The sequence below is a fragment of the Streptomyces ficellus genome, from assembly GCF_030406405.1.
GTDB classification, from domain to species: domain Bacteria; phylum Actinomycetota; class Actinomycetes; order Streptomycetales; family Streptomycetaceae; genus Streptomyces; species Streptomyces ficellus_B.
The window spans coordinates 1-22,933 of sequence record NZ_JAUEPL010000023.1; the positions used below are offsets into that span (position 1 = coordinate 1).

The window sequence follows — 22,933 nt, forward strand, 5'->3', positions numbered from 1 at the left end:
GCACGGCGAGGTCCGCGGAGCGGACGGGAGGAGGTGGGCCGGTGAGCATCGGGCGGCGGGGAGAGCCCGGCGCCAGGTCGGGACGCGGGCGGCGGCGAGAGCCGGGCGCCAGGTCGGGACGCGGGCGGCGGGGAGACCCGGGCGGCAGGCCGGGAAGCGGGTGGCGGGTGCGCTGCCGAGGGCGGGGCCGCGTTGGCGTACCGGCTTGTCGTCGGGGGCCACGGGCTGGGCACCCTGCTGGTCGGGCGGCGCGGGACGCGCCGCATCCCCGACGCGGTCAGCGCGCTCATCGAAGACTTCGCGCGGCGCGTGGCCCTCGCCATCGGCGCCGCCCGCCGCTACGCGCGCCAGGTCACCATCAGCCGGGTGCTCCAGCGCGGGCTGCTGCCCAGCCAGGTCGCCCAGATCCCCGGCGTCGAAAGCCGCGTGGTGTACGAACCGAGCGACGACGGGCTCGCGGGCGGCGACTTCTACGACGTCTTCCAGGCCGGGCCCGGCGCCAAGCGCTGGTGCTTCATGCTCGGCGACGTCCAGGGCAGCGGCCCCGAGGCCGCCGTCGTCACCGGCCTCGCCCGCCCTTGGCTGCGGCTGCTCGCCCGCGAGGACCACCAGGTCGGCCAGGTTCTGGACCGGCTGAACCGGCTCCTCCTGGACGACGCCACCGAGGCCGCCGAAGCGGCCGCCTCCATGGTCGCGGCGGCCGGTGACCTGCCCGGCCCGCCCCAGCCCCGGTTCCTGTCCCTGCTGTACGGCGAGCTCGTGCCCCTCGCCCCCGAGGACGGCGGCGGCGCCCGCTGCACCCTCGCCTGCGCCGGTCACCCCCTGCCGCTCCTGCTGCGCCCCGACGGCACGGTGACCCCGGCCGCGGCGCCCCAGGTGCTGCTCGGCGTCGTCGACGACGTCGGGTACGAGAGCCACACCTTCCACCTCGCCCCCGGTGAAACGCTCCTGTGCGTCACGGACGGCGTCACCGAACGCCGCTCCCGCGCGGGCCGCATGTTCGACGACGGCGACGGGCTGGCCGAGGCCCTCTCCGGCTGCGCCGGGCTGCCCGCCCCGGAGGTCGCCGACCGGATCCGGCGGGCGGTCCACACCTTCGGCGAGGCGCCCGTACGCGACGATCTCGCCCTGCTGGTGCTCCAGGCCACGCAAGCGCACGAGTGACGGACAATGGGCGGTATGCCTTCCGTACTGCCCGATGGTGAGCCCATGCCCGAGGACGGCGCGCTGCCCGCGTCCGCCCTGCTCGGGGCCGGTGAGCGGCCGCTCGGGTTCTACCTGCACGTGCCGTACTGCGCGACCCGCTGCGGGTACTGCGACTTCAACACCTACACCGCCACCGAGCTGCGCGGCTCCGGCGGCGTCCTCGCCTCCCGCGACAACTACGCCACCACCCTGACCGACGAGGTGCGCCTCGCGCGCAAGGTACTGGGCGACGACCCCCGGCCGGTACGGACCGTGTTCGTCGGCGGCGGTACGCCGACGCTGCTGGCCGCCGCCGATCTCGTGGCGATGCTGGGCGCCGTCCGCGACGAGTTCGGGATCGCGGACGACGCCGAGATCACGACCGAGGCCAACCCCGAGTCGGTCGACCCCGCGTACCTGGCGGAGCTGCGCGAGGGGGGCTTCAACCGGATTTCCTTCGGCATGCAGAGTGCCCGGCAGCACGTCCTGAAGGTGCTGGACCGTACGCATACGCCGGGCCGCCCCGAGGCGTGCGTCGCGGAGGCGCGGGCGGCGGGCTTCGAGCACGTGAACCTCGACCTGATCTACGGCACGCCGGGGGAGAGCGACGACGACTGGCGCGCCTCGCTCGACGCGGCGATCGGCGCGGGGCCCGACCATGTCAGCGCCTACGCCCTCATCGTGGAGGAGGGTACGCAGCTGGCCCGGCGCATCCGGCGCGGCGAGGTGCCGATGACGGACGACGACGTGCACGCCGACCGGTATCTGATCGCGGAGGACGTGCTGTCGGGGGCCGGCTTCCACTGGTACGAGGTGTCCAACTGGGCCACCTCCGAGGCCGGGCGGTGCCTGCACAACGAGCTGTACTGGCGCGGCGCCGACTGGTGGGGCGCGGGGCCGGGCGCGCACAGCCACGTGGGCGGTGTGCGGTGGTGGAACGTCAAGCACCCCGGCGCGTACGCGGCCGCGCTGGCGCAGGGAAGGTCGCCGGGCGCGGGGCGCGAGGTGCTGTCGGAGGAGGACCGGCGGGTGGAGCGGGTGCTGCTGGAGCTGCGGCTGCGGGAGGGGTGCGCTTTGTCCTTGCTCAAGCCTGCGGGCTTGGCCGCCGCCGAGCGCGCGGTAAGGGACGGGCTCCTGGACCCCGGTCCTTACGCCGAGGGGCGGGCCGTGCTGACGCTGCGGGGGCGGCTGCTCGCCGACGCGGTGGTGCGGGATCTGGTGGACTAGGCGCGGGGTGAGCGTTTCCGGGAGTCGGTGCCCGGCCAGGGGGGTTGTGCCCACCCGTTCCGCCCTTGGCGGAACGTATGCCCGCAACAAGGTGGGCGGGTGAAGCCCCGCAGCGGTTTACGCCGTCACGAAGTCGATCAGTTCCTCGACCCTCCCCAAGAGCTCAGGCTCCAGGTCCTTGTAGGAGTGGACCTTCGACAGGATGTGCTGCCAGGCCGCGCCCGTGTTGGGCGGCCAGCCCAGGGCGTGGCACACGCCCGTCTTCCAGTCCTGGCCGCGCGGAACGGAGGGCCACGCCCGGATGCCCACCGACGACGGCTTCACCGCCTCCCAGATGTCGATGTACGGGTGCCCCACGACCAGGGTGTGGGCGTCGGAGACCTGTGCCGCGATGCGGGACTCCTTGGAACCCGGCACCAGGTGGTCCACCAGCACGCCCAGCCGCGCGTCCGGGCCGGGACCGAAGTCCCGCACGATCGCCGGCAGGTCGTCGACGCCCTCCAGGTACTCGACCACCACGCCCTCCACGCGCAGGTCGTCGCCCCAGACCCGCTCCACCAGCTCCGCGTCGTGGCGCCCCTCCACATAGATCCGTCCCGCCCGGGCCACGCGCGCGCGTGCGCCGGGAACGGCGATCGAACCGGAAGCGGTGCGCGTGGGCCGCGAAGGCGCGGCCGCGCTCGGGCGCACCAGCGTCACCGCGCGCCCCTCCAGCAGGAACCCGCGGGGCGTCAGCGGGAACACCCGGTGCTTGCCGAACCGGTCCTCCAGGGTCACCGTCCCCGCCTCGCAGCCGATCACCGCGCCGCAGAATCCGGTGGCCACCTCCTCGACCACCAGGTCCGGCTCGGCGGGCACCTCCGGCACCGGGGCGGACCGCTTCCACGAAGGCGTCAGGTCAGGGTCGTAACTGCGCATTCCGCAGACGCTACGACACCCCGAACCGCCGGGCCAGTTCATCGCGTTGGGCGCGTACGAAGGCGGCGTCGACGACGGCCCCGTGCCCCGGGACGTACCGGGCGTCCTCGCCGCCCAGCTCCAGCAGCCGGTCCAGCGCGGCCGGCCAGCGTGACGGGATGGCGTCCGGCCCCGCCTGCGGGTCGCCCGACTCCTCCACCAGGTCGCCGCAGAAGACGACCCCGGGCGAGCCCGGCACCAGCACCGCCAGGTCGTGCCCGCTGTGCCCGGGCCCCGCGTTGGCCAGCAGCACCTGCCGCCCGCCCAGGTCCAGCGTCCACTCGCCGCACACCAGGTGGTGCGGCCGCACCAGCACATCCGTCGCCTCGACGGCCTCGCTCTCCTCGACGCCGTGCCGCAGGGCGTCGGCCCGCAGCGCGTCCCGGCCCCGGGTCAGCACCGCGTCGAGGCCCACCGCGCCGAACACCTCCACCCCCGCGAACGCCGCGGCGCCCAGTACGTGATCGAAATGCGGGTGACTCAGTGCGAGATGCGTCACCCTGCGCCCGCCCATCAGCGCCTGGGCCTGGGACCTGATCTCGGCGCCCTCCCGGAGCGTGGCGCCCGTGTCGTACAGCAGGGCCCCGTCCTCGCCGACCACCAGCGCCGTGGTCGCGTCCCAGACCGGCAGCCGTCGCCGGCCCACGCCCTCGGCGAGCCGCTCCCAGCCGAAGTCTTCCCAACTGACGTCCATACCGCGACGCTATCCGCAACGACCAGCGGCAGCGCGCGGTAGCGTGATCGGCCGCCCCGGCTGCCGCCCTTGCTCGGTCCGTACCCGGGCGCCGTACACTGGCCGGGTATACCTGGCACTCGAACATGGCGAGTGCCAATACGGGACAACGGGAACCACCGGGACCACTGGATCCACCGGATCCACCGGCAACCACCGGAGCTAGCTGGAGGTGCGCGCGATGCTCAGTGAACGCAGACTCGAAGTGCTGCGCGCCATCGTCCAGGACTATGTCGGCACCGAGGAGCCCGTCGGCTCCAAGGCGCTCACCGAGCGCCACAACCTCGGCGTCTCACCGGCCACCGTGCGCAACGACATGGCCGTGCTGGAGGAGGAGGGGTTCATCGCCCAGCCCCACACCAGCGCGGGCCGCATCCCCACCGACAAGGGCTACCGGCTCTTCGTGGACAAGCTCGCCGGCGTCAAGCCGCTGTCGTCGCCGGAGCGGCGCGCCATCCAGAACTTCCTGGACGGGGCCGTCGACCTGGACGACGTCGTGGGCCGTACGGTGCGGCTGCTGGCGCAGCTGACCCGGCAGGTCGCGATCGTGCAGTACCCGTCACTGACGCGCTCCACCGTGCGCCATGTGGAACTGCTGTCGCTGGCCCCCGCCCGGCTGATGCTCGTCCTGATCACCGACACGGGGCGCGTGGAGCAGCGCATGGTCGACTGCCCCGCGCCGTTCGGCGAGACCTCGGTGGCCGATCTGCGGGCGCGGCTCAACAGCCGTGTCGTGGGCCGCCGGTTCGCCGACGTACCGAAGCTGGTGCAGGACCTTCCGGAGTCCTTCGAGACGGAGGACCGCGGAACGGTCTCCACGGTGCTGGCCACGCTGCTGGAGACCCTGGTGGAGGAGACCGAGGAGCGCCTGATGATCGGCGGCACCGCCAATCTCACGCGCTTCGGGCACGACTTCCCGCTGACGATCCGGCCGGTGCTGGAGGCGCTGGAGGAGCAGGTCGTGCTCCTGAAGCTGCTCGGCGAGGCCAAGGACTCGGCCATGACCGTACGGATCGGGCACGAGAACGCCCATGAGGGCCTCAACTCCACGTCCGTCGTCGCGGTCGGCTACGGTTCGGGCGACGAGGCAGTCGCCAAACTCGGCGTGGTCGGACCGACCCGCATGGACTACCCCGGAACGATGGGAGCGGTACGCGCAGTGGCACGTTACGTCGGACAGATCCTGGCGGAGTCGTAAGTGGCCACGGACTACTACGCCGTACTCGGCGTGCGCCGCGACGCGTCCCAGGACGAGATCAAGAAGGCGTTCCGGAGGCTCGCGCGCGAGCTGCATCCGGACGTGAACCCCGATCCGAAGACGCAGGAGCGGTTCAAGGAGATCAACGCCGCCTACGAGGTGTTGTCGGACCCGCAGAAGAAGCAGGTCTACGACCTCGGCGGCGACCCGCTCTCCACCTCCGGCGCCGGCGGTGGCGCGGGCGGCTTCGGCGCGGGCGGCTTCGGGAACTTCTCCGACATCATGGACGCCTTCTTCGGTACGGCGTCCCAGCGCGGGCCCCGGTCGCGTACGCGGCGCGGCCAGGACGCGATGATCCGCCTGGAGATCGACCTCAACGAGGCGGCCTTCGGTACGACCAAGGACATCCAGGTCGACACGGCGGTCGTCTGCACGACCTGCTCCGGCGAGGGCGCCGCGCCCGGTACGTCCGCGCAGACCTGTGACATGTGCCGCGGCCGTGGTGAGGTCTCGCAGGTCACCCGTTCCTTCCTCGGCCAGGTCATGACGTCCCGCCCCTGCCCCCAGTGCCAGGGTTTCGGGACCGTCGTCCCCACCCCGTGCCCGGAGTGCGCGGGCGACGGCCGGGTCCGGTCCCGCCGTACGCTCACGGTCAAGATCCCGGCCGGTGTCGACAACGGCACCCGCATCCAGCTCGCCGGCGAGGGCGAGGTCGGCCCGGGCGGCGGTCCGGCCGGTGACCTGTACGTCGAGATCCACGAACTGCCGCACCCGGTCTTCCAGCGGCGCGGCGACGACCTGCACTGCACGGTGACGATCCCCATGACGGCGGCCGCGCTGGGCACGAAGTGCCCGCTGGAGACGCTGGACGGGCTGGAGGAGGTCGACGTCCGCCCCGGCACGCAGTCGGGCCAGTCCATCCCGCTGCACGGGCGCGGTGTCACGCACCTGCGCGGCGGCGGGCGCGGTGACCTCATCGTCCACGTGGAGGTCCAGACGCCGTCGAAGCTGGACCCCGAGCAGGAACGGCTGCTGCGGGAGCTGGCGAAGCTGCGGGGCGAGGAGCGCCCCACGGGGCAGTTCCAGCCCGGGCAGCAGGGGCTGTTCTCGCGGCTCAAGGACGCGTTCAACGGCCGTTAGCCGCCGTACGGAGCGGTGCGGGCGGTGCGCGCGCCCGGTAGGGGCCGCTTGTACGGGCGCTGTCGGGCGGGGCGGGTATCGGGGCGGTGACCCCGGTGCCCGCCCCGTTTCGGGGCCCGCCCCGTTTCGGTGCCCGCCCCGTTTCGGGGCCTGACCGGTGGCGTGACACCATGCGTGCATGTCCTCCGCACTGACCGATCTCTGCCGGTACCCGATCGTGCAGGCCCCCATGGCGGGCGGCGCCTCCTCCGCGCAGCTCGTCGGCGCCGTGTCCGAGGCCGGGGGCCTCGGTTTCCTGGCCGCCGGGTACAAAACGGCCGACGGCATGTACCAGGAGATCACGCAGGTACGCGGGCTGACCTCGCGCCCCTTCGGCGTCAACCTCTTCATGCCGCAGCCTGGGCACGCCGACCCCGCCGCCATCGACGTCTACCGGCACCAGCTCGCCGGTGAGGCCTCCTGGTACGACACACCGCTCGGCGACCCCGACGCCGGGCGGGACGACGGGTACGAGGCCAAGCTGGCCATCCTGCTGGACGACCCGGTGCCGGTCGTGTCGTTCACGTTCGGGTGCCCCACCCGCGACACCGTGGCCGCGTTCGCGCGGGCCGGGACCTTCACCATCGTGACGGTGACCTCGGCCGAGGAGGCGCAGGCCGCCGAGCAGGCCGGGGCCGACGCCGTGTGCGTACAGGGCATCGAGGCCGGCGGACACCAGGGCACGCACCGCGACGACCCGGAGACGGGCGGGACCGGCACCGGGCTGCTGTCGCTGATCGCCCTGGTCCGCGAGGCCGTGCGGCTGCCGATCGTCGCGGCCGGCGGCCTGATGCGCGGCGGCCAGATCGCCGCCGTCCTGGCGGCGGGCGCGGAGGCCGCGCAGCTGGGCACGGCGTTCCTGGTGTGCCCCGAGTCGGGCGCGAACGCCCTGCACAAGCAGGCCATGACCAACCCCCTGTTCGTGCGTACCGAGCTGACGCGGGCGTTCTCGGGACGGCCCGCGCGGGGCCTGGTCAACCGGTTCATGCGCGAGCACGGGCCGTACGCCCCGGCCGCGTACCCCGAGGTGCACCACCTGACGAGCGGGCTGCGCAAGGCCGCCGCCAAGGCGGGCGACCCGCAGGGCATGGCGCTGTGGGCCGGGCAGGGCCACCGGCTGGCGCGCGTGCTGCCCGCCGGGCAACTGGTCGAGGTGCTGAACGCCGAACGGGAGGCCGCGGTGGCGGCCCTCGCGCTGCGGGGCGCCGCGTCATGACCGCGCCCGTCTTCGTCGTGGACCACGTCACCGCCGGGACGGTCACCCTGGACGGGCCGGAGGGGCGGCACGCCGTGTCCGTGCGCCGGCTGCGCGTCGGCGAGGAGATCGTGCTGACGGACGGCGCCGGAACGGGCGCGTACGGCACCGTCGCCGCCGTCGAGGGCAAGGACCGCCTGGAGGTGGCGGTGAGCGAGGTACGCACGGAGCCCGCGCCCTCGCCCCGTATCACCGTGGTCCAGGCCCTGCCCAAGGGCGACCGCGGCGAACTGGCCGTCGAGACCATGACGGAGACGGGTGTGGACGCGATCGTGCCGTGGGCCGCCTCCCGCTGCGTCACGCAGTGGAAGGGCGAGCGCGGCCTGAAGGCGCTCGCCAAGTGGCGTGCCACCGCGCGGGAGGCGGGCAAGCAGTCGCGCCGCCTCCGCTTCCCGGACGTCGCGGACGCGGCGTCGACCAAGCAGGTCGCCCGGCTCCTCGCCGAGGCGGACCTCGCGGCCGTCCTCCACGAGGAGGGCGCCGAGCCGCTGGCCACCGCCGAACTGCCCGCCACGGGCCACATCGTGCTCGTCGTGGGCCCCGAAGGCGGCGTGTCGCCCGAGGAGTTGGCGGCGTTCGCGGAGGCGGGCGCGAAGCCGTACCGGCTGGGCCGCAGCGTGCTGCGCACCTCCACCGCCGGAACGGCCGCCACCGCCCTGCTGCTCGGGCGCACCGGCCGCTGGGCGTAGCGCTCGTCAGGCCCCCGCACCCCGCGCCCCGCGCGCCGAAACCAGCGGCCGGCCACCCGCCGCCTCGTGTCCGCCGTGCGTGGTGGGCGGCAGCCCGCACCAGGCGGCGGCCCGCACCAGGCGGCGGCAGCCCGCACAGGCGGTCGCCGGGCCCGGCACACCGCTGTTCCGGCGCTTGGTCACCACGTCGATAGAGTGCCTCTACCCGTAGTGACACAAGTGCCGGAAGTGGAGAGAGGACCAGGACATGGCCGGAGAGCCGCAGAGCGACTGTCTGTTCTGCAAGATCGTGTCGGGGGAGGTCCCGGCCACCATCGTCCGTGAGTCGGAGACGACCGTCGCCTTCCAGGACATCAACCCGCAGGCGCCCACCCACGTGCTGGTCATCCCCAAGGCGCACCACACCGACGCCGCCGCGCTCGCCGCCGAGGCGCCGGAGCTCGCGGCCGACGTGCTGCGCGAGGCCGGGGAGGTCGCCGCGCAGGAGAAGGCCGACCGCAGCGGCTACCGCATCGTCTTCAACACCGGCGCCGGCGCCGGCCAGACCGTCTTCCACGCGCACGCCCACGTCCTCGGCGGCCGCGGCCTCAACTGGCCCCCCGGATAGCCGCATGTCCGTACGCGAACTCGTCGTGCTGGGCACCGCCAGCCAGGTGCCCACCCGACACCGCAACCACAACGGCTACCTGCTGCGCTGGGACGGCCAGGGCATCCTCTTCGACCCGGGCGAGGGCACCCAGCGCCAGATGCTGCGCGCCGGGGTCGCCGCGCACGACATCGACCGCGTCTGCGTCACCCACTTCCACGGCGACCACTCCCTCGGCCTCGCCGGGGTGATCCAGCGCATCAACCTCGACCAGGTCCCGCACCCGGTCACCGCGCACTACCCGGCGAGCGGGCAGCGGTTCTTCGACCGGCTGCGGTACGCCACGGCCTACCGCGAGACGGTCAAGCTCGTCGAGGCGCCGGTCGCCGCCGACGGCGTGCTCGCCGCGACCCGCGCGTACACGCTCGACGCCGTGCGGCTGTCGCACCCCGTCGAGTCGTTCGGCTACCGGCTGACCGAGCCCGATGGGCGCCGCATGCTGCCCGAACGGCTCGCCGCGCACGGCATCAAGGGGCCGGACGTGGGCCGCCTCCAGCGCGAGGGCGTCCTCGGCGGGGTGAGCCTGGAGGACGTCAGCGAGGTACGTCGCGGACAGCGTTTCGCCTTCGTCATGGACACCCGGCTCTGCGACGGCGTCCACGCGCTGGCCGAGGGCTGCGACATGCTCGTCATCGAGTCGACGTTCCTGGACGAGGACGCCCTCCTCGCCGAGGACCACGGGCACCTGACGGCGGGACAGGCGGCGGCGGTGGCGCGCGAGGCGGGCGTGCGCCACCTGGTCCTCACCCACTTCTCGCAGCGCTACGGCGACCCCGACCTCTTCGAGCAGCAGGCGCGGGCGGCCGGGTTCGACGGCGAGCTGACCATCGCCCACGACCTCATCCGCGTCCCCCTCCCCAAACGCCATCCATAACGCCCTCCATAAGCGCCCTCAGTAGGGCCACCAGTAAGCGCCACCAGTAAGCGCCACCAGTAAGCGCCATCAGTAAGCGCCACCAGTAAGGCCCCCCCATGCACCTTCCCGAAGCCATCCCCAAAGCGGAACTGCACCTTCATATCGAGGGCACCCTCGAACCCGAGCTGGCCTTCGCGCTCGCCGCGCGCAACGGCGTCGAGCTGCCGTACGCCGACACCGAGGAGCTGCGCAGGGCGTACCTCTTCAGCGACCTCCAGTCCTTCCTGGACCTGTACTACGAGCTGATGGCGGTGCTGCACACGGCGGACGACTTCGCCGACCTCGCCGACGCCTATCTGGCGCGCGCCGCCGCCCAGGGCGTGCGCCACGCGGAGATCTTCTTCGACCCGCAGGCGCACACCGCGCGCGGGGTGCCCATCGGCACGGTCATCGAGGGCCTCGGCCGGGCGCTGGACCGCAGTGAGGAGCGGCACGGCGTCTCCACGCAGCTGATCATGTGCTTCCTGCGGGACCGGTCGGCCGAGTCCGCGATGGAGACGCTGAACGCCGCCGAGCCGTATCTGCACCGGATCGCCGGCGTGGGCCTGGACTCGGCGGAGGTCGGCCACCCGCCGTCGAAGTTCGCCGAGGTGTACGCGGCGGCCGGGGCGCTCGGCCTGCGCAAGGTCGCGCACGCGGGCGAGGAGGGCCCGCCCGCGTACATCCGCGAGGCCCTCGACGTCCTGGGCGTCGAGCGGATCGACCACGGGCTGCGCGCGATGGAGGACCCGGAGCTGGTGGAGCGGCTGGTACGGGAGCGGGTGCCGCTGACGCTGTGCCCGCTGTCCAACGTCCGGCTGCGCGCCATCGACGTCCTGGAGGACCACCCGCTGAAGGCCATGATGGAGGCCGGGCTGCTGGTCACCGTCAACTCCGACGACCCGGCGTACTTCGGCGGCTACGTCGGCGACACCTTCCACGCGGTCCACGAGGCGCTGGGCCTGGACCCCGAGCAGCTGCGGGAGTTGGCCCGCAACTCCTTCCTGGCCTCGTTCCTGGACCACGACGAGGAGCGGCGGGCCCGGTACCTCGCGGAGGTCGAGGCGTACGAGTTCGACTAGAGCGCGCCACCCCGGCGCGCCACCCGGGCGCGCCACCCGGACGCCCAAACCGGACGCGCCACCCGCACCCGCCACCGCCACCCGCCACCCGTCCCAGGCCAGGCCGCCCGGTCAGTGGGCCGCCTGGGAGGGGCGGGCCAGGGCGAAGGCGCCCTGCGCCGGGGAGGGCACCGGGAACTCGGTGACCGGTTGCTCGCGGGTGCCGATCTCGGGCGCCAGGGCGGTGGGCGCCACTCCACTGGTGGCCGCGACGACCGCCGCCGGGGCGCCGCCGCGGCGGCGGATCGCGCCCGGCACCAGCGGGCGGCCCGAGGTGTGCAGGGCCACGGCCGTCAGCGGGACGGCGAGCAGCAGCAGGAGCACGGCGAGGACCAGGCCCATGCCCGGGTAGCCCGCCCGCTCCGACAGGACGCTGCCGGTGACCGGGCCGCAGGCCACGCCCAGCGAGGACGCCGAGCCGACCAGCACCGCCCAGCGGCCGCGCGGGTCCAGCGAGGCGGCCAGGCCGATCAGGTAGGACAGGACGACCGGGTAGCAGGCGTTCCACAGGATCTCGCCGGCCGCGAAGGACACCAGCCCGTCAGCGGCCGAACTGACCGCGATACAGCCCGCGATCAGCACCGTACCGACGCCGATCGGCACCGCCCGTCCCAGCCGGGCGCCCAGCGCGCCCGCCGCCGTCACGCCCAGCAGCCCCGCGCCGAGCGCCGCCGCGAACACCGCGCCGACCGTCACCTCGCTCAGGCCCGCCTGGGTGAGCCCGATCCGGCCGCTGACGCCCCACAGGGCGTTCTGCGCCATCGACCAGCACACCATCGCACCCGCCAGCACCAGGCCCGAGCGCAGCCGCGGCAGCGGCGCCCGGGCCCCGCTCACCTCGCCCGTGTCATGGCCGGTCTCCAGCCGCCCGGTCACCGGCCACACCGCCGCCGCGGCCAGCGCGAGCGACGCGAACGGCAGCGCGTGCCCGCCGCCCAGGTGCGGAAGCGTCAGGTACAGCGCGCCCGCCGTGGCCGACACCGTCAGCAGGCCGAGCGTCGAGGCGCGGTGCGGATCGCGCCGGCCGGCGATCCCGGCGGCGGCCACCGCCGTCGCCGTACCCGAGCCGAAGCCGCCGACCGCCGCGCCCGCCACCACCAGCGGCACGGAGGCGGTCAGGGCCGCGCAGCCGTAGCCCGACATGGCCAGCAGCAGGCCGGTGCGGGCCAGCCGGCGCGGGCCGTACCGCTCCACGCGCGAGGCCAGCGTGAAGCCCGCGGCGGCCGAGTTGAGCAGCAGGGCGGAGCCGACCAGACCGGCCTGTGCGGGGGTCAGGCCGAGACCGGCGGAGAGACGGCCGACGACGGTCGGCAGGAGGTACGCGGCGAGGTAACCGGCCGTGAACACGGCGACGAGCGGCCACAGGGCGCGCGGGCGCGAGGGCATGGGCGTTCCCGGAACAGGGAGGGGCGGGGAGGGGAGGGGGCGCCCGGTGTCGTACGGGAACGTGCACGGGAACGCGGGCCAATTTGTATCAAGCGAGCCGCTCGCACGAGAAGGCGAGAAGGTGTGATCTGAGGCACAAAGTGTTTGCCTGCGTCAAGGCCGGGTAACAGCGCTCGTTTCCCTTGTGCGGATGGTGGGCTGCCACCGCTCGCGAACCACGAGAATCGGGCACACTGGCCTGATCCGTACCGCGACCGGGGAGCTCGCCGTGATCACGTCCAGAGGAGAGCAGCAGCAGCGGCAACACACGGCCGGTGTCGACCCCTTGGAGGCCGTGCGCACCGCCGCCGACCCCGAGTACGACGTCTTCCTCACCGGCACGGTCTTCCTCGACATCATCTTCACCGGCCTGGACAGCGCGCCCGTGCGCGGCACCGAGACCTGGGCGCGCGGCATGGGCTCCAGCCCCGGCGGCGTCGCCAACATGGCCACCGCCCTCGCGCGCCTGGGGCTGCGCACCTCCCTGGCCGCCGCCTTCGGCGACGACCACTACGGCGAGTACTGCTGGGACGCCCTGGAGCAGGGCGAGGGCATCGACCTGTCCCGGTCGCGCACCGTGCCCGGCTGGCACTCGCCGGTCACCGTCTCCATGGCGTACGAGGGCGAGCGCACCATGGTGTCGCACGGCCACGAGGCCCCGCCCCTGGACGGCTCCCTGCCCGCGTGCCCGCCACGCGCGCGTGCCGCCGTCGCGTCCCTCACGCCCGGCCGCCCCGAGGAGTGGGTCACGGACGCCGCCCGCCAGGCCACCCGGATCTTCGCCGACACCGGCTGGGACGAGTCCGGCCGCTGGGACCTGGCCGCCCTGCCGGACCTGGAGCACTGCGAGGCGTTCCTGCCCAACGCCGATGAGGCGATGCGCTACACCCGCACCTCGTGCCCGCGCGCCGCCGCCCGCGCCCTCGCCGAGAAAGTGCCGCTCGCCGTCGTCACCCTGGGCGCCGAAGGCGCGTACGCCGTGGACGCCGCGACGGGCGAGACCGCCGAGGTCCCGGCCATCGAGGTCGCCGCCCTGGACCCCACCGGCGCCGGCGACGTCTTCGTGGCCGGGTTCGTCACCGGGACGCTCGCCGGATGGCCGCTGGCCGACCGGCTCGCCTTCGCCGGGCTGACCGCCGCCCTGTCGGTGCAGGAGTTCGGCGGATCACTGTCCGCGCCGGGCTGGGCCGAGGTCGCGGCCTGGTGGAACCACGTCCAGGGCTGCTCCGGCCAGGACCCGGCGGCGCTGCGCCGCTACTCGTTCCTGGAGTCGCTGCTGCCCACCCCGATCAGGCCCTGGCCGCTGCGGCGGGCCGTGCCCACGATCGGCTTCGGCCGGTCCGCGTAGGGCCGGGGTGGGGAAAAGCCTTCGGGGTTGTCAGTGGCACGACGTACGCTGGAGATCCAGAGGTTGTCGAGCGGCGAGAACCCCTGCAACGGGAGGTATGCGCAGGCCTGAGAGCCGGCCCATGACTCAGACACCAGCAGCCCAGACCCAGCAGGCGCGAGCCCAGTTCACCGTCCCTGCCAAGCACCCGATGGTCACCGTGCTCGGCTCCGGTGACGCCCTGCTGCGCGTGATCGAGAAGGCGTTCCCGGCCGCCGACATCCATGTCCGGGGCAATGAGGTCAGCGCGGTGGGACCGGCGACGGAAGTCGCACTGATCCAGCGCCTGTTCGACGAGATGATGCTCGTGCTCCGCACCGGGCAGCCGATGACGGAGGACGCGGTGGAACGCTCGATCGCCATGCTCAGGGCGAGCGAGAACGGCACGGCCGAGGCGGGTCAGGAGACCCCGGCCGAAGTGCTCACACAGAACATCCTCTCCAGCCGTGGCCGCACCATCCGTCCCAAGACGCTCAACCAGAAGCGGTACGTCGACGCGATCGACAAGCACACCATCGTCTTCGGCATCGGCCCCGCCGGTACGGGCAAGACGTACCTGGCCATGGCCAAGGCGGTGCAGGCCCTGCAGTCCAAGCAGGTCACCCGGATCATCCTGACCCGGCCGGCCGTCGAGGCGGGCGAGCGCCTGGGCTTCCTGCCCGGCACGCTGTACGAGAAGATCGACCCGTACCTGCGGCCGCTGTACGACGCCCTGCACGACATGCTCGACCCCGACTCGATCCCGCGCCTGATGGCGGCGGGCACGATCGAGGTCGCGCCGCTGGCGTACATGCGGGGCCGGACGCTCAACGACGCCTTCATCATCCTGGACGAGGCGCAGAACACGAACCCCGAGCAGATGAAGATGTTCCTGACGCGCCTCGGATTCGACTCCAAGATCGTCATCACCGGTGACGTCACCCAGGTGGACCTGCCCGGCGGCACCAAGAGCGGCCTGCGGCAGGTCCGGGACATCCTGGAGGGCGTCGATGACGTCCACTTCTCGATACTGACTTCGAACGACGTCGTACGGCACAAGCTCGTCGGCCGTATCGTCGACGCGTACGAGAAGTACGACAACCAAAACGGGAAGTAGCGACACAGCACCATGTCGATCGACGTCAACAACGAGTCCGGCACCGAGGTCGACGAGCAGGCGATCCTCGACGTCGCCCGGTACGCGCTCGCGCGGATGCGCATCCACCCCCTCTCCGAACTGTCGGTGATCGTGGTGGACACCGAGGCGATGGAGCAGCTGCACATCCAGTGGATGGACCTGCCGGGCCCGACGGACGTCATGTCCTTCCCGATGGACGAGCTGCGCCCGCCGTCCAAGGACGACGAGGAGCCCCCGCAGGGGCTCCTCGGTGACATCGTGCTCTGCCCGGAGGTCGCCGCCAAGCAGGGCCAGGAGGCCCCGACGCAGCACTCCATGGACGAGGAGCTCCAGCTCCTCACCGTCCACGGGGTGCTGCACCTGCTCGGATACGACCATGAGGAGCCGGACGAGAAGGCCGAGATGTTCGGGCTCCAGGCGGCGATCATCGACGGCTGGCGGGCGGAGAAGGGCCTCACCGGCCCCTCCCCGGCGCCGACCGTCTCATGACCGCCCAGATCGTCCTCGGCGCGGTCGCGCTGGTCGTGATCGCGTGGCTCGCGGCGTGCGCGGAGGCGGGCATCGCGCGCGTGTCCAGCTTCCGGGCCGCCGAGGCGGTACGGGCCGGGCGGCGCGGCGCCGACAAGCTGGCCCAGGTCGCCTCGGACCCGGTGCGGTATCTGAACGTGGCGCTGCTGGTGCGCGTCGCGTGCGAGATGGCGGCCGGGGTCATGGTCACGTACGTCTGCCTGAACGAGTTCGCGGAGACGTGGGCCGCGCTGCTCGTCGCGATAGGCGTGATGGTGCTCGTGTCGTACGTCGCCGTCGGCGTGTCGCCCCGCACCATCGGCCGTCAGCACCCGCTCAACACGGCAACCGCCGCCGCGTACGTCCTGCTCCCGCTGGCCCGCGTCATGGGCCCGGTGCCGCAACTGCTGATCCTCATCGGCAACGCGCTCACGCCCGGCAAGGGCTTCCGCAAGGGCCCCTTCGCCTCCGAGGCCGAGCTGCGCGCCATGGTCGACCTCGCCGAGCGCGAGTCGCTGATCGAGGACGACGAGCGGCGCATGGTCCACTCCGTCTTCGAACTCGGCGACACCCTCGTACGGGAAGTGATGGTGCCGCGTACCGACCTCGTCTCCATCGAGCGGTACAAGACCATCCGCCAGGCCCTCACCCTGGCGCTGCGCTCCGGCTTCTCCCGCATACCGGTGACCGGCGAGAACGAGGACGACATCGTCGGCATCGTGTACCTGAAGGACCTGGTCCGCCGCACCCACATCAACCGCGACGCGGAGAACGACCTGGTCTCCACGGTGATGCGGCCCGCGGCCTTCGTCCCGGACACCAAGAACGCGGGCGACCTGCTGCGCGAGATGCAGAAGGAGCGCAACCACTGCGCGGTGGTGATCGACGAGTACGGCGGCACGGCCGGGATCGTCACCATCGAGGACATCCTGGAGGAGATCGTCGGCGAGATCACCGACGAGTACGACCGGGAACTGCCACCGGTGGAAGAGCTCGGGGAGGGCCGCTACCGGGTCACGGCCCGCCTCGACATCGGCGACCTCGGGGAGCTGTTCGGGCTCGACGAGTACGACGACGAGGACGTCGAGACGGTGGGAGGGCTGCTCGCCAAGGCGCTGGGCCGCGTGCCCATCGCGGGCGCGTCGGCCGTGGTCCATCTGCCGGACGGCCGCGCCCTGCGCCTGACGGCCGAGTCCCCGGCGGGCCGCCGCAACAAGATCGTCACGGTGGTCGCGGAGCCCGTGGCGTGACCCCGGACCAGCTCCGGGCGTTCTGCCTCTCCTTCAGCGACGCGGTGGAGGACTTCCCGTTCGGCCCGGAGACGTCGGTCTTCAAGGTGGCGGGCAAGATGTTCGCGCTGTCGGCCCTGGACGCCCGGCCGCTCACCGTCAACCTCAAGTGCGACCCCGAGCTCGCGCTCCGGCTGCGCGCCGAGCACCCGGCGATCGCGCCCGGCTACCACATGAACAAACGCCACTGGAACACGGTCACGGTCGCCGGCCTCCCCGACCGCCTGGTCCGCGAACTGATCGAGGACTCCTACGACCTCGTGGTCGCCGGCCTCCCCCGCGCGACCCGCCTCCGCCTGAACCGCCCGTAGCCCCGCGCGCCCGGCCGTCTTCGGGCTGTGCGTGCGCTGTGTATTCTCAGCGCGGCCGATCACGGCGGGGAGGGGGGAACCACAGCTCCCCGGGAATATCGACATCCCTAGGGAGAAACACCTTCATGCGTAGCCGTATGCGCCGCGGCGTGGCCGCCGCGTTCACCGTTTCCGCGCTCTGCCTCACCGCCGCGTGCGGCGGCTCCTCCGACAAGGGCGCCGACAGCGGCAAGGCCGAGGACACCGGCAAGGAGGCGCCCGCCGCTGCCGCCCCGCTGACCGCCGCCCAGATGAAGGCGGGCCTGCTGGAGGTCAAGGACCTGCCGGCCGGGTGGAAGACCGAGCCGGCCGGGAGCTCGGACCAGGTGGCCAAGACGGACAAGCCCGAGTGCCGGCCGCTCGCCGTCCTGATGACCGACAAGATCGCCGGGGCGACGCTGGGCGGCAACCAGGAGTTCGGCGACAAGAACAGCAGCATCCTCGCCCACCAGGTCTTCACCTTCCAGGACAGCAAGGGCGCCGAGGACTTCGTGACGGGCATCGGCACCGCCGTCGCCGCCTGCGCCAAGGGCGAGATGACGATGGAGGGCAACAAGGTCCCGATCACGGCCCAGAAGGTGGCCGCCCCGCAGGTCGGTGAGGGAACGGAGGCGCTCCGTCTGACCATGGAGATGGCGCCGGGCATCAAGATCGAGGCCGACATCCTGGTCGTCCGCCAGGGTGCGGGCGTGGCCCGCGTCGCCTACGTCCCGTCCCCGCCCTCCACCCACAAGGACTTCGACGCCCTGGCCAAGCTGGCCGGCGACAAGTTCGTCAAGGGTGCCCAGAGCTGATCGCGGGCAGCGATGGGGGCCGACTTATGCTCGGGGCATGACACAGAGCACCGACCTCGGCCCCGAGGACCGCAAGATCATCACGCTGGCGCGCAGCGCCCGTGCCCGTAACGGTGTGCCGGAGGGCGCGGCGGTGCGGGACGAGACCGGGCGTACGTACGTCGCCGGGACCGTCGCCCTGGAGTCGCTGAAGCTCAGCGCGCTCCAGACGGCGGTGGCGATGGCCGTGGCCAGCGGCGCGCGGTCGCTGGAGGCCGCGGCCGTGGTCACCGAGGCCGAAGCCGCCTCCGACGCGGACCGCGCCGCGGTGCGGGATCTGGGCGGCGCGGAGACGCCCGTGCTGCTGGCCGGCCCCGATGGCGAGCTGCGCGCCACGGTGAGCGCCGGCTGACGCGCGCCTGCCCGGGGAGGCGGGCCGGTTCCCGTCCAGGGCGGGCCCGCCTCTCATCGGCGCCTCGCGGGCGGCGTGGCCGGGCGTCCCACGGCACCGCCCGCCAAGATCACCGAGGCCTCCACGGGGCCATGCGGTACGTGGGGCCGCCCGCATCGGGGAGAATGGCCCCCATGAGCGCTCGTAACCCTGAAACCGAAACCGCCCACCGGGCCGGCTTCGCCTGCTTCGTCGGCCGCCCCAACGCGGGCAAGTCCACCCTCACGAACGCTCTGGTCGGACAGAAGGTGGCCATCACCTCCAACCGGCCGCAGACCACCCGCCACACCGTGCGCGGCATCGTGCACCGCCCCGACGCGCAGCTCGTCCTGGTCGACACCCCCGGCCTGCACAAGCCGCGCACGCTGCTCGGGGAGCGGCTCAACGACATCGTCCGCACCACCTGGGCCGAGGTCGACGTGATCGGCTTCTGCCTGCCCGCCAACGAGAAGCTGGGCCCCGGCGACCGGTTCATCGCCAAGGAACTGGCCGGGATCAAGAAGAGCCCCAAGGTCGCGATCATCACCAAGACCGACCTGGTCGACTCCAAGACCCTCGCCGAGCAGCTCATCGCCATCGACCAGCTCGGCAAGGAGCTGGGCTTCGAGTGGCAGGAGATCGTCCCGGTCTCCGCCGTCGCCGGCAAGCAGGTCCAGCTCCTCGCCGACCTGCTCACCCCGCTGCTCCCCGAGAGCCCGCCGCTCTACCCGGAGGGCGACCTCACGGACGAGCCGGAGCAGGTCATGGTCGCCGAATTGATCCGCGAGGCGGCGCTCGAAGGCGTACGGGACGAGCTGCCGCACTCGATCGCGGTGGTCGTCGAGGAGATGCTGCCCCGCGAGGACCGCCCCGCGGACAAGCCGCTGCTGGACATCCACGCCAACGTCTACATCGAGCGCCCCAGCCAGAAGGGCATCATCATCGGCCCGAAGGGCAAGCGGCTGAAGGAAGTCGGCACCAAGTCGCGCAAGCACATCGAGGCGCTGCTCGGTACGCCCGTCTTCTTGGACCTGCACGTCAAGGTCGCCAAGGACTGGCAGCGCGACCCCAAGCAGCTGCGCAAGCTCGGTTTCTGACCGGCGCCGGGCGCTTCGAGGCCGACCGCGCCCGCAAGAGTCCTTCTACGCGCCTTCCTTGAGCACCCGGGAGATCAGCTCCCGCTGAGCCTCGGTCAGCCCCGGGTCCGCGCAGTGGAGGGTGCGGTCGCCGACCGTGATCGTGTAGTGGAACCCGTCCGGCACGCCTACTCCCGGCCCGCCGCGGCCGTCCGCGAGCGCCGCCTCGGCCAGGGCGTGCCACTCGGGGGCGTCGGGGCGGTCCGAGGTGTCGACCTCGGCCCGCCGCTCGATGCCCGCGAAACCACCTGTGCGCGTCACCCGAATCCGCATGGGCCCTGTCTACTCCGCCGGCACCCCCACCGTCGACCACGCCTTCACGACCGCGTCGTGCTCCGCGCCGCCCGCGCCGAACCGTTCGCGGGCCGCCGCCACCGACAGCCGGGCGAAATCGGCGAACTCCGCGTCCACCGCCAGCTCGCCACGGGTCAGCACGTCGTACCAGATCCGCCCCGCCCGCTCCCAGGCGTTGCCGCCCAGTGCCGTGGCGACGAGGTAGAAGGCGTGGTTGGGGATGCCCGAGTTGATGTGCACGCCCCCGTTGTCGGCGCCCGTGCGCACATAGTCGGCCATCCTCGCGGGCTGCGGGTCCTTGCCGAGGACGTCGTCGTCGTACGCCGTGCCGGGGGCCTTCATCGAGCGCAGCGCCACGCCCTGCACCCCCTCCGCCAGCAGCCCGGCGCCGATCAGCCAGTCCGCCTCCCCGGCCGTCTGCCCGAGCGCGTACTGCTTGACCAGCGAGCCGAAGACGTCCGACATCGACTCGTTCAGCGCTCCCGGCTGGCCGAAGTACGCCAGGTTCGCCGTGTACTGCGTGACGCCGTGGGCCAGTTCGTGGCCGATGACGTCCACCGCGATGGTGAAGTCCAGGAAGATCCGGCCGTCACCGTCGCCGAACACCATCTGCTCGCCGTTCCAGAAGGCGTTGCCGTAGTCCCGGTCGTAGTGGACCGTCGCGTCCAGCGGCAGCCCGGACCCGTCGATCGAGTTGCGCCCGTACGCGGCACGGAAGAGGTCGAAGGTCGCGCCCAGACCGGCGTACGCGCGGTTGACCGTCGCGTCCCTCGCCGGCTCCTCGCCCTCGCCGCGCGCCTTGGTGCCCGGCAGCGTGGTCGTGTGCCCGGCGTCGTAGACCGTGCGGTGCGGCTTGTCGACGGGCGCGTCCGCCGCCAGGGGCACGGGTGTCGCGCCGGTGACCGTCGTCAGCCGGCGGGCCGTGCGGTTGGCGGCGTCGGCGACGAGGGTGCGGCGGGCGGCCGCCGCGATCGCGGGGTCGGAGGACCGGGCCAGCCGGTCGAGCAGGTGGGGCGGCACGATCCCGCAGAACACGGAAGGACAGGAGGAACCAGAAGAACCGGGAGGAGGCGTCATGTTTCGCAATGTGGCAGTGAGTCACCAAGCTGTCACCCCATGCGACAAGGATTGATGAGAACGAGTGATACGTCACCGTTCGACCGTTACCTCACGGGAATCCCGCATACTGGAACGGCGCCCCGCTCTCCGCGTCACTCGGCTACGCTTCTGCGCATCATGCGTTTCGGGCTGCTTCTCCTTAGCTGCCGCGGCGAGGGCCTGTAGTCGTAGGCCGACCCCCTCCCCGCGGAGTCCGGTGCTGCCCCAGTCGGCCGTCCCCCTGTTGGACACCCGAGGAGCCCTACGCAATGTCCCAGCCCGTTGGCCGCCCCACGCCCATCACCAACGCGACGCACACGCAGAAGCCGTCCGGGATGCCGATCCACAAGTACGGCCCGTACGAGGCCGTCGCCATCCCCGACCGCACCTGGCCGGAGAAGCGGATCACCAAGGCGCCGCGCTGGCTGTCCACCGACCTGCGGGACGGCAACCAGGCCCTGATCGACCCCATGAGCCCCGCCCGCAAGCGCGCGATGTTCGACCTGCTGGTGCGCATGGGCTACAAGGAGATCGAGGTCGGCTTCCCCTCCTCCGGCGAGACCGACTTCGCGTTCGTACGCTCCATCATCGAAGAGGGCGCCATCCCCGAGGACGTGACGATCTCCGTCCTGACGCAGGCGCGCGAGGAGCTGATCGAGCGGACCGTGGAGTCGCTGCGCGGCGCCCACCGGGCCACCGTCCACCTGTACAACGCGACCGCCCCCACCTTCCGCCGGGTCGTCTTCCGCGGCTCGAAGGAGCAGGTCAAGCAGATCGCGGTGGACGGCACGCGGCTGGTGATGGAGTACGCGGACAAGCTGCTGGGCGACGAGACGGTCTTCGGCTACCAGTACAGCCCGGAGATCTTCACCGACACCGAACTGGACTTCGCGCTGGAGGTCTGCGAGGGCGTCATGGACGTCTGGCAGCCCGAGGAGGGCCGCGAGATCATCCTGAACCTGCCCGCCACCGTGGAGCGCTCGACGCCCTCCACGCACGCGGACCGGTTCGAGTGGATGTCGCGCAACCTGTCGCGCCGTGAGTACATCTGCCTGTCCGTCCACCCCCACAACGACCGGGGTACGGCGGTGGCGGCGGCCGAGCTGGCGATCATGGCCGGCGCGGACCGCATCGAGGGCTGCCTGTTCGGGCAGGGCGAGCGCACGGGCAACGTCGACCTGGTGACGCTGGGCATGAACCTGTTCTCCCAGGGCGTGGACCCGCAGATCGACTTCTCGCAGATCGACGAGATCCGCCGGACCTCCGAATACTGCAACCAGATGGAGGTCCACCCGCGCCACCCCTACGCGGGAGACCTGGTCTACACCGCCTTCTCCGGCTCCCACCAGGACGCCATCAAGAAGGGCTTCGACGCGATGGAGGCCACCGCGGCCGCCGCGGGCAAGACCGTGGACGACATCGAGTGGGCCGTTCCGTACCTGCCGATCGACCCCAAGGACGTCGGCCGGTCCTACGAGGCGGTCATCCGGGTCAACTCGCAGTCCGGCAAGGGCGGTATCGCCTACGTCCTGAAGAACGACCACAAGCTGGACCTGCCGCGCCGGATGCAGATCGAGTTCTCCAAGATCATCCAGGCCAAGACCGACGCCGAGGGCGGCGAGGTCACGCCGAAGGACATCTGGTCGGTCTTCCAGGACGAGTACCTGCCCACCGAGGCGAACCCGTGGGGCCGCATCCAGCTGCGCTCCGGCCAGACCACGACCGACAAGGACGGCACGGACACGCTGACCGTCGAGGCGGTGGTCGACGGCGCCGACACCGTCCTGACCGGCACCGGCAACGGCCCGATCTCCGCGTTCTTCGACGCCCTGCAGTCGATCGGCATCGACGTCCGGCTGCTGGACTACCAGGAGCACACGATGAGCGAGGGCGCCTCCGCCCAGGCCGCCTCGTACATCGAATGCGCCATCGACGGCAAGGTGCTGTGGGGCATCGGCATCGACGCCAACACCACCCGCGCCTCCCTGAAGGCGGTCATCTCGGCCGTCAACCGCGCCGCACGCTGACACCACCCCCGAACC

23 protein-coding genes and 1 pseudogene are annotated in these 22,933 nt (G+C 72.4%); 18 read left to right on the forward strand and 6 right to left on the reverse strand.

Annotation, left to right across the window (positions count from 1 at the left end; all coding sequences use genetic code 11):
* Positions 1–180 precede the first annotated feature (180 nt).
* Positions 181–1,164 (forward strand): annotated as a pseudogene (locus QWM81_RS16530) (PP2C family protein-serine/threonine phosphatase); the annotation flags it as partial.
* Between the two features lie 15 nt (positions 1,165–1,179).
* Positions 1,180–2,412: a radical SAM family heme chaperone HemW gene (gene hemW / locus QWM81_RS16535; RefSeq protein WP_290112767.1), complete on the forward strand. Its 1,233-nt coding sequence runs from the start codon at positions 1,180–1,182 to the stop codon at positions 2,410–2,412.
* A 117-nt stretch (positions 2,413–2,529) separates the two neighbouring features.
* Here the strand turns inward: hemW and QWM81_RS16540 are convergent, their stop codons facing one another.
* Both QWM81_RS16540 and QWM81_RS16545 read right to left on the reverse strand, forming a co-directional pair.
* Complete coding sequence (locus tag QWM81_RS16540) at positions 2,530–3,330, reverse strand: DUF3097 domain-containing protein (RefSeq protein WP_290112768.1); 801 nt, start codon at positions 3,328–3,330, stop codon at positions 2,530–2,532.
* Between the two features lie 10 nt (positions 3,331–3,340).
* Positions 3,341–4,063, reverse strand: a complete 723-nt coding sequence (locus QWM81_RS16545; RefSeq protein ID WP_290112769.1) for an MBL fold metallo-hydrolase — start codon at positions 4,061–4,063, stop codon at positions 3,341–3,343.
* A gap of 220 nt (positions 4,064–4,283) precedes the next feature.
* Here QWM81_RS16545 and hrcA point away from each other — a divergent pair, with 220 nt between their 5' ends.
* The 4 genes from hrcA to QWM81_RS16565 all read left to right on the forward strand — a co-directional run bounded on the left by hrcA (position 4,284) and on the right by QWM81_RS16565 (position 8,423).
* A complete protein-coding gene (gene hrcA / locus QWM81_RS16550) occupies positions 4,284–5,300 on the forward strand; it encodes a heat-inducible transcriptional repressor HrcA (RefSeq protein ID WP_290112770.1) in 1,017 nt (338 codons plus the stop codon).
* On the forward strand, positions 5,301–6,440 hold the full coding sequence (dnaJ, locus tag QWM81_RS16555) for a molecular chaperone DnaJ (RefSeq protein WP_290112771.1): 1,140 nt from the start codon (positions 5,301–5,303) through the stop codon (positions 6,438–6,440).
* 178 nt (positions 6,441–6,618) lie between these two features.
* Positions 6,619–7,695: a nitronate monooxygenase gene (locus QWM81_RS16560; protein ID WP_290112772.1), complete on the forward strand. Its 1,077-nt coding sequence runs from the start codon at positions 6,619–6,621 to the stop codon at positions 7,693–7,695.
* Positions 7,692–8,423: a 16S rRNA (uracil(1498)-N(3))-methyltransferase gene (locus tag QWM81_RS16565; protein ID WP_290112773.1), complete on the forward strand. Its 732-nt coding sequence runs from the start codon at positions 7,692–7,694 to the stop codon at positions 8,421–8,423. The genes QWM81_RS16560 and QWM81_RS16565 overlap by 4 nt, the downstream gene beginning before the upstream one ends.
* A 6-nt stretch (positions 8,424–8,429) precedes the next feature.
* On the opposite strand, the gene QWM81_RS16570 is transcribed toward QWM81_RS16565, so the two are convergent.
* Positions 8,430–8,609 (reverse strand): hypothetical protein, encoded by a 180-nt coding sequence (locus tag QWM81_RS16570; RefSeq protein WP_290112774.1) that lies wholly within the window; start codon positions 8,607–8,609, stop codon positions 8,430–8,432.
* A gap of 61 nt (positions 8,610–8,670) precedes the next feature.
* Between QWM81_RS16570 and QWM81_RS16575 the strand changes: the two genes are divergently transcribed.
* From QWM81_RS16575 to QWM81_RS16585, 3 genes are all read left to right on the forward strand, one after another.
* Positions 8,671–9,030, forward strand: a complete 360-nt coding sequence (locus QWM81_RS16575; RefSeq protein ID WP_290112775.1) for a histidine triad nucleotide-binding protein — start codon at positions 8,671–8,673, stop codon at positions 9,028–9,030.
* Positions 9,031–9,034: 4 nt separating this feature from the next.
* Positions 9,035–9,943 (forward strand): ribonuclease Z, encoded by a 909-nt coding sequence (locus tag QWM81_RS16580; protein WP_290112776.1) that lies wholly within the window; start codon positions 9,035–9,037, stop codon positions 9,941–9,943.
* Between the two features lie 98 nt (positions 9,944–10,041).
* Positions 10,042–11,046: an adenosine deaminase gene (locus tag QWM81_RS16585; RefSeq protein WP_290112777.1), complete on the forward strand. Its 1,005-nt coding sequence runs from the start codon at positions 10,042–10,044 to the stop codon at positions 11,044–11,046.
* 111 nt (positions 11,047–11,157) lie between these two features.
* Here QWM81_RS16585 and QWM81_RS16590 read toward each other — a convergent pair whose 3' ends face one another.
* Positions 11,158–12,471 carry an MFS transporter gene (locus QWM81_RS16590; RefSeq protein ID WP_290112778.1) on the reverse strand — a complete coding sequence of 438 codons (1,314 nt, stop codon included), beginning with the start codon at positions 12,469–12,471 and terminating at the stop codon, positions 11,158–11,160.
* 268 nt (positions 12,472–12,739) lie between these two features.
* Here QWM81_RS16590 and QWM81_RS16595 point away from each other — a divergent pair, with 268 nt between their 5' ends.
* From QWM81_RS16595 to era, 8 genes are all read left to right on the forward strand, one after another.
* Complete coding sequence (locus QWM81_RS16595) at positions 12,740–13,858, forward strand: carbohydrate kinase family protein (protein ID WP_290112779.1); 1,119 nt, start codon at positions 12,740–12,742, stop codon at positions 13,856–13,858.
* A 121-nt stretch (positions 13,859–13,979) separates the two neighbouring features.
* Positions 13,980–14,993, forward strand: coding sequence for a PhoH family protein (locus tag QWM81_RS16600; protein WP_290112781.1), 1,014 nt, complete (start codon positions 13,980–13,982; stop codon positions 14,991–14,993).
* A gap of 12 nt (positions 14,994–15,005) precedes the next feature.
* Positions 15,006–15,503, forward strand: a complete 498-nt coding sequence (gene ybeY, locus QWM81_RS16605) for an rRNA maturation RNase YbeY (RefSeq protein ID WP_290112783.1) — start codon at positions 15,006–15,008, stop codon at positions 15,501–15,503.
* Positions 15,500–16,771 (forward strand): hemolysin family protein, encoded by a 1,272-nt coding sequence (locus QWM81_RS16610; protein WP_290112785.1) that lies wholly within the window; start codon positions 15,500–15,502, stop codon positions 16,769–16,771. The genes ybeY and QWM81_RS16610 overlap by 4 nt, the downstream gene beginning before the upstream one ends.
* Complete coding sequence (locus tag QWM81_RS16615) at positions 16,768–17,121, forward strand: MmcQ/YjbR family DNA-binding protein (RefSeq protein WP_290112786.1); 354 nt, start codon at positions 16,768–16,770, stop codon at positions 17,119–17,121. Before QWM81_RS16610 ends, QWM81_RS16615 begins: the two co-directional genes overlap by 4 nt.
* Positions 17,122–17,246: 125 nt before the next feature.
* Positions 17,247–17,954, forward strand: coding sequence for a hypothetical protein (locus tag QWM81_RS16620; protein ID WP_290112787.1), 708 nt, complete (start codon positions 17,247–17,249; stop codon positions 17,952–17,954).
* Positions 17,955–17,991: 37 nt separating this feature from the next.
* Positions 17,992–18,345 (forward strand): cytidine deaminase-like protein, encoded by a 354-nt coding sequence (locus QWM81_RS16625; RefSeq protein ID WP_290112788.1) that lies wholly within the window; start codon positions 17,992–17,994, stop codon positions 18,343–18,345.
* A gap of 164 nt (positions 18,346–18,509) precedes the next feature.
* Positions 18,510–19,460, forward strand: coding sequence for a GTPase Era (gene era, locus QWM81_RS16630; RefSeq protein WP_290112789.1), 951 nt, complete (start codon positions 18,510–18,512; stop codon positions 19,458–19,460).
* Positions 19,461–19,505: 45 nt separating this feature from the next.
* Here era and QWM81_RS16635 read toward each other — a convergent pair whose 3' ends face one another.
* Complete coding sequence (locus QWM81_RS16635; RefSeq protein WP_290112790.1) at positions 19,506–19,772, reverse strand: protealysin inhibitor emfourin; 267 nt, start codon at positions 19,770–19,772, stop codon at positions 19,506–19,508.
* 9 nt (positions 19,773–19,781) lie between these two features.
* Positions 19,782–20,870: a M4 family metallopeptidase gene (locus QWM81_RS16640; RefSeq protein ID WP_290112791.1), complete on the reverse strand. Its 1,089-nt coding sequence runs from the start codon at positions 20,868–20,870 to the stop codon at positions 19,782–19,784.
* Positions 20,871–21,160: 290 nt separating this feature from the next.
* On the opposite strand from QWM81_RS16640, the gene leuA reads away from it, so the two are divergent.
* Positions 21,161–22,918, forward strand: a complete 1,758-nt coding sequence (gene leuA / locus QWM81_RS16645; protein ID WP_290112792.1) for a 2-isopropylmalate synthase — start codon at positions 21,161–21,163, stop codon at positions 22,916–22,918.
* Positions 22,919–22,933 lie beyond the last annotated feature (15 nt).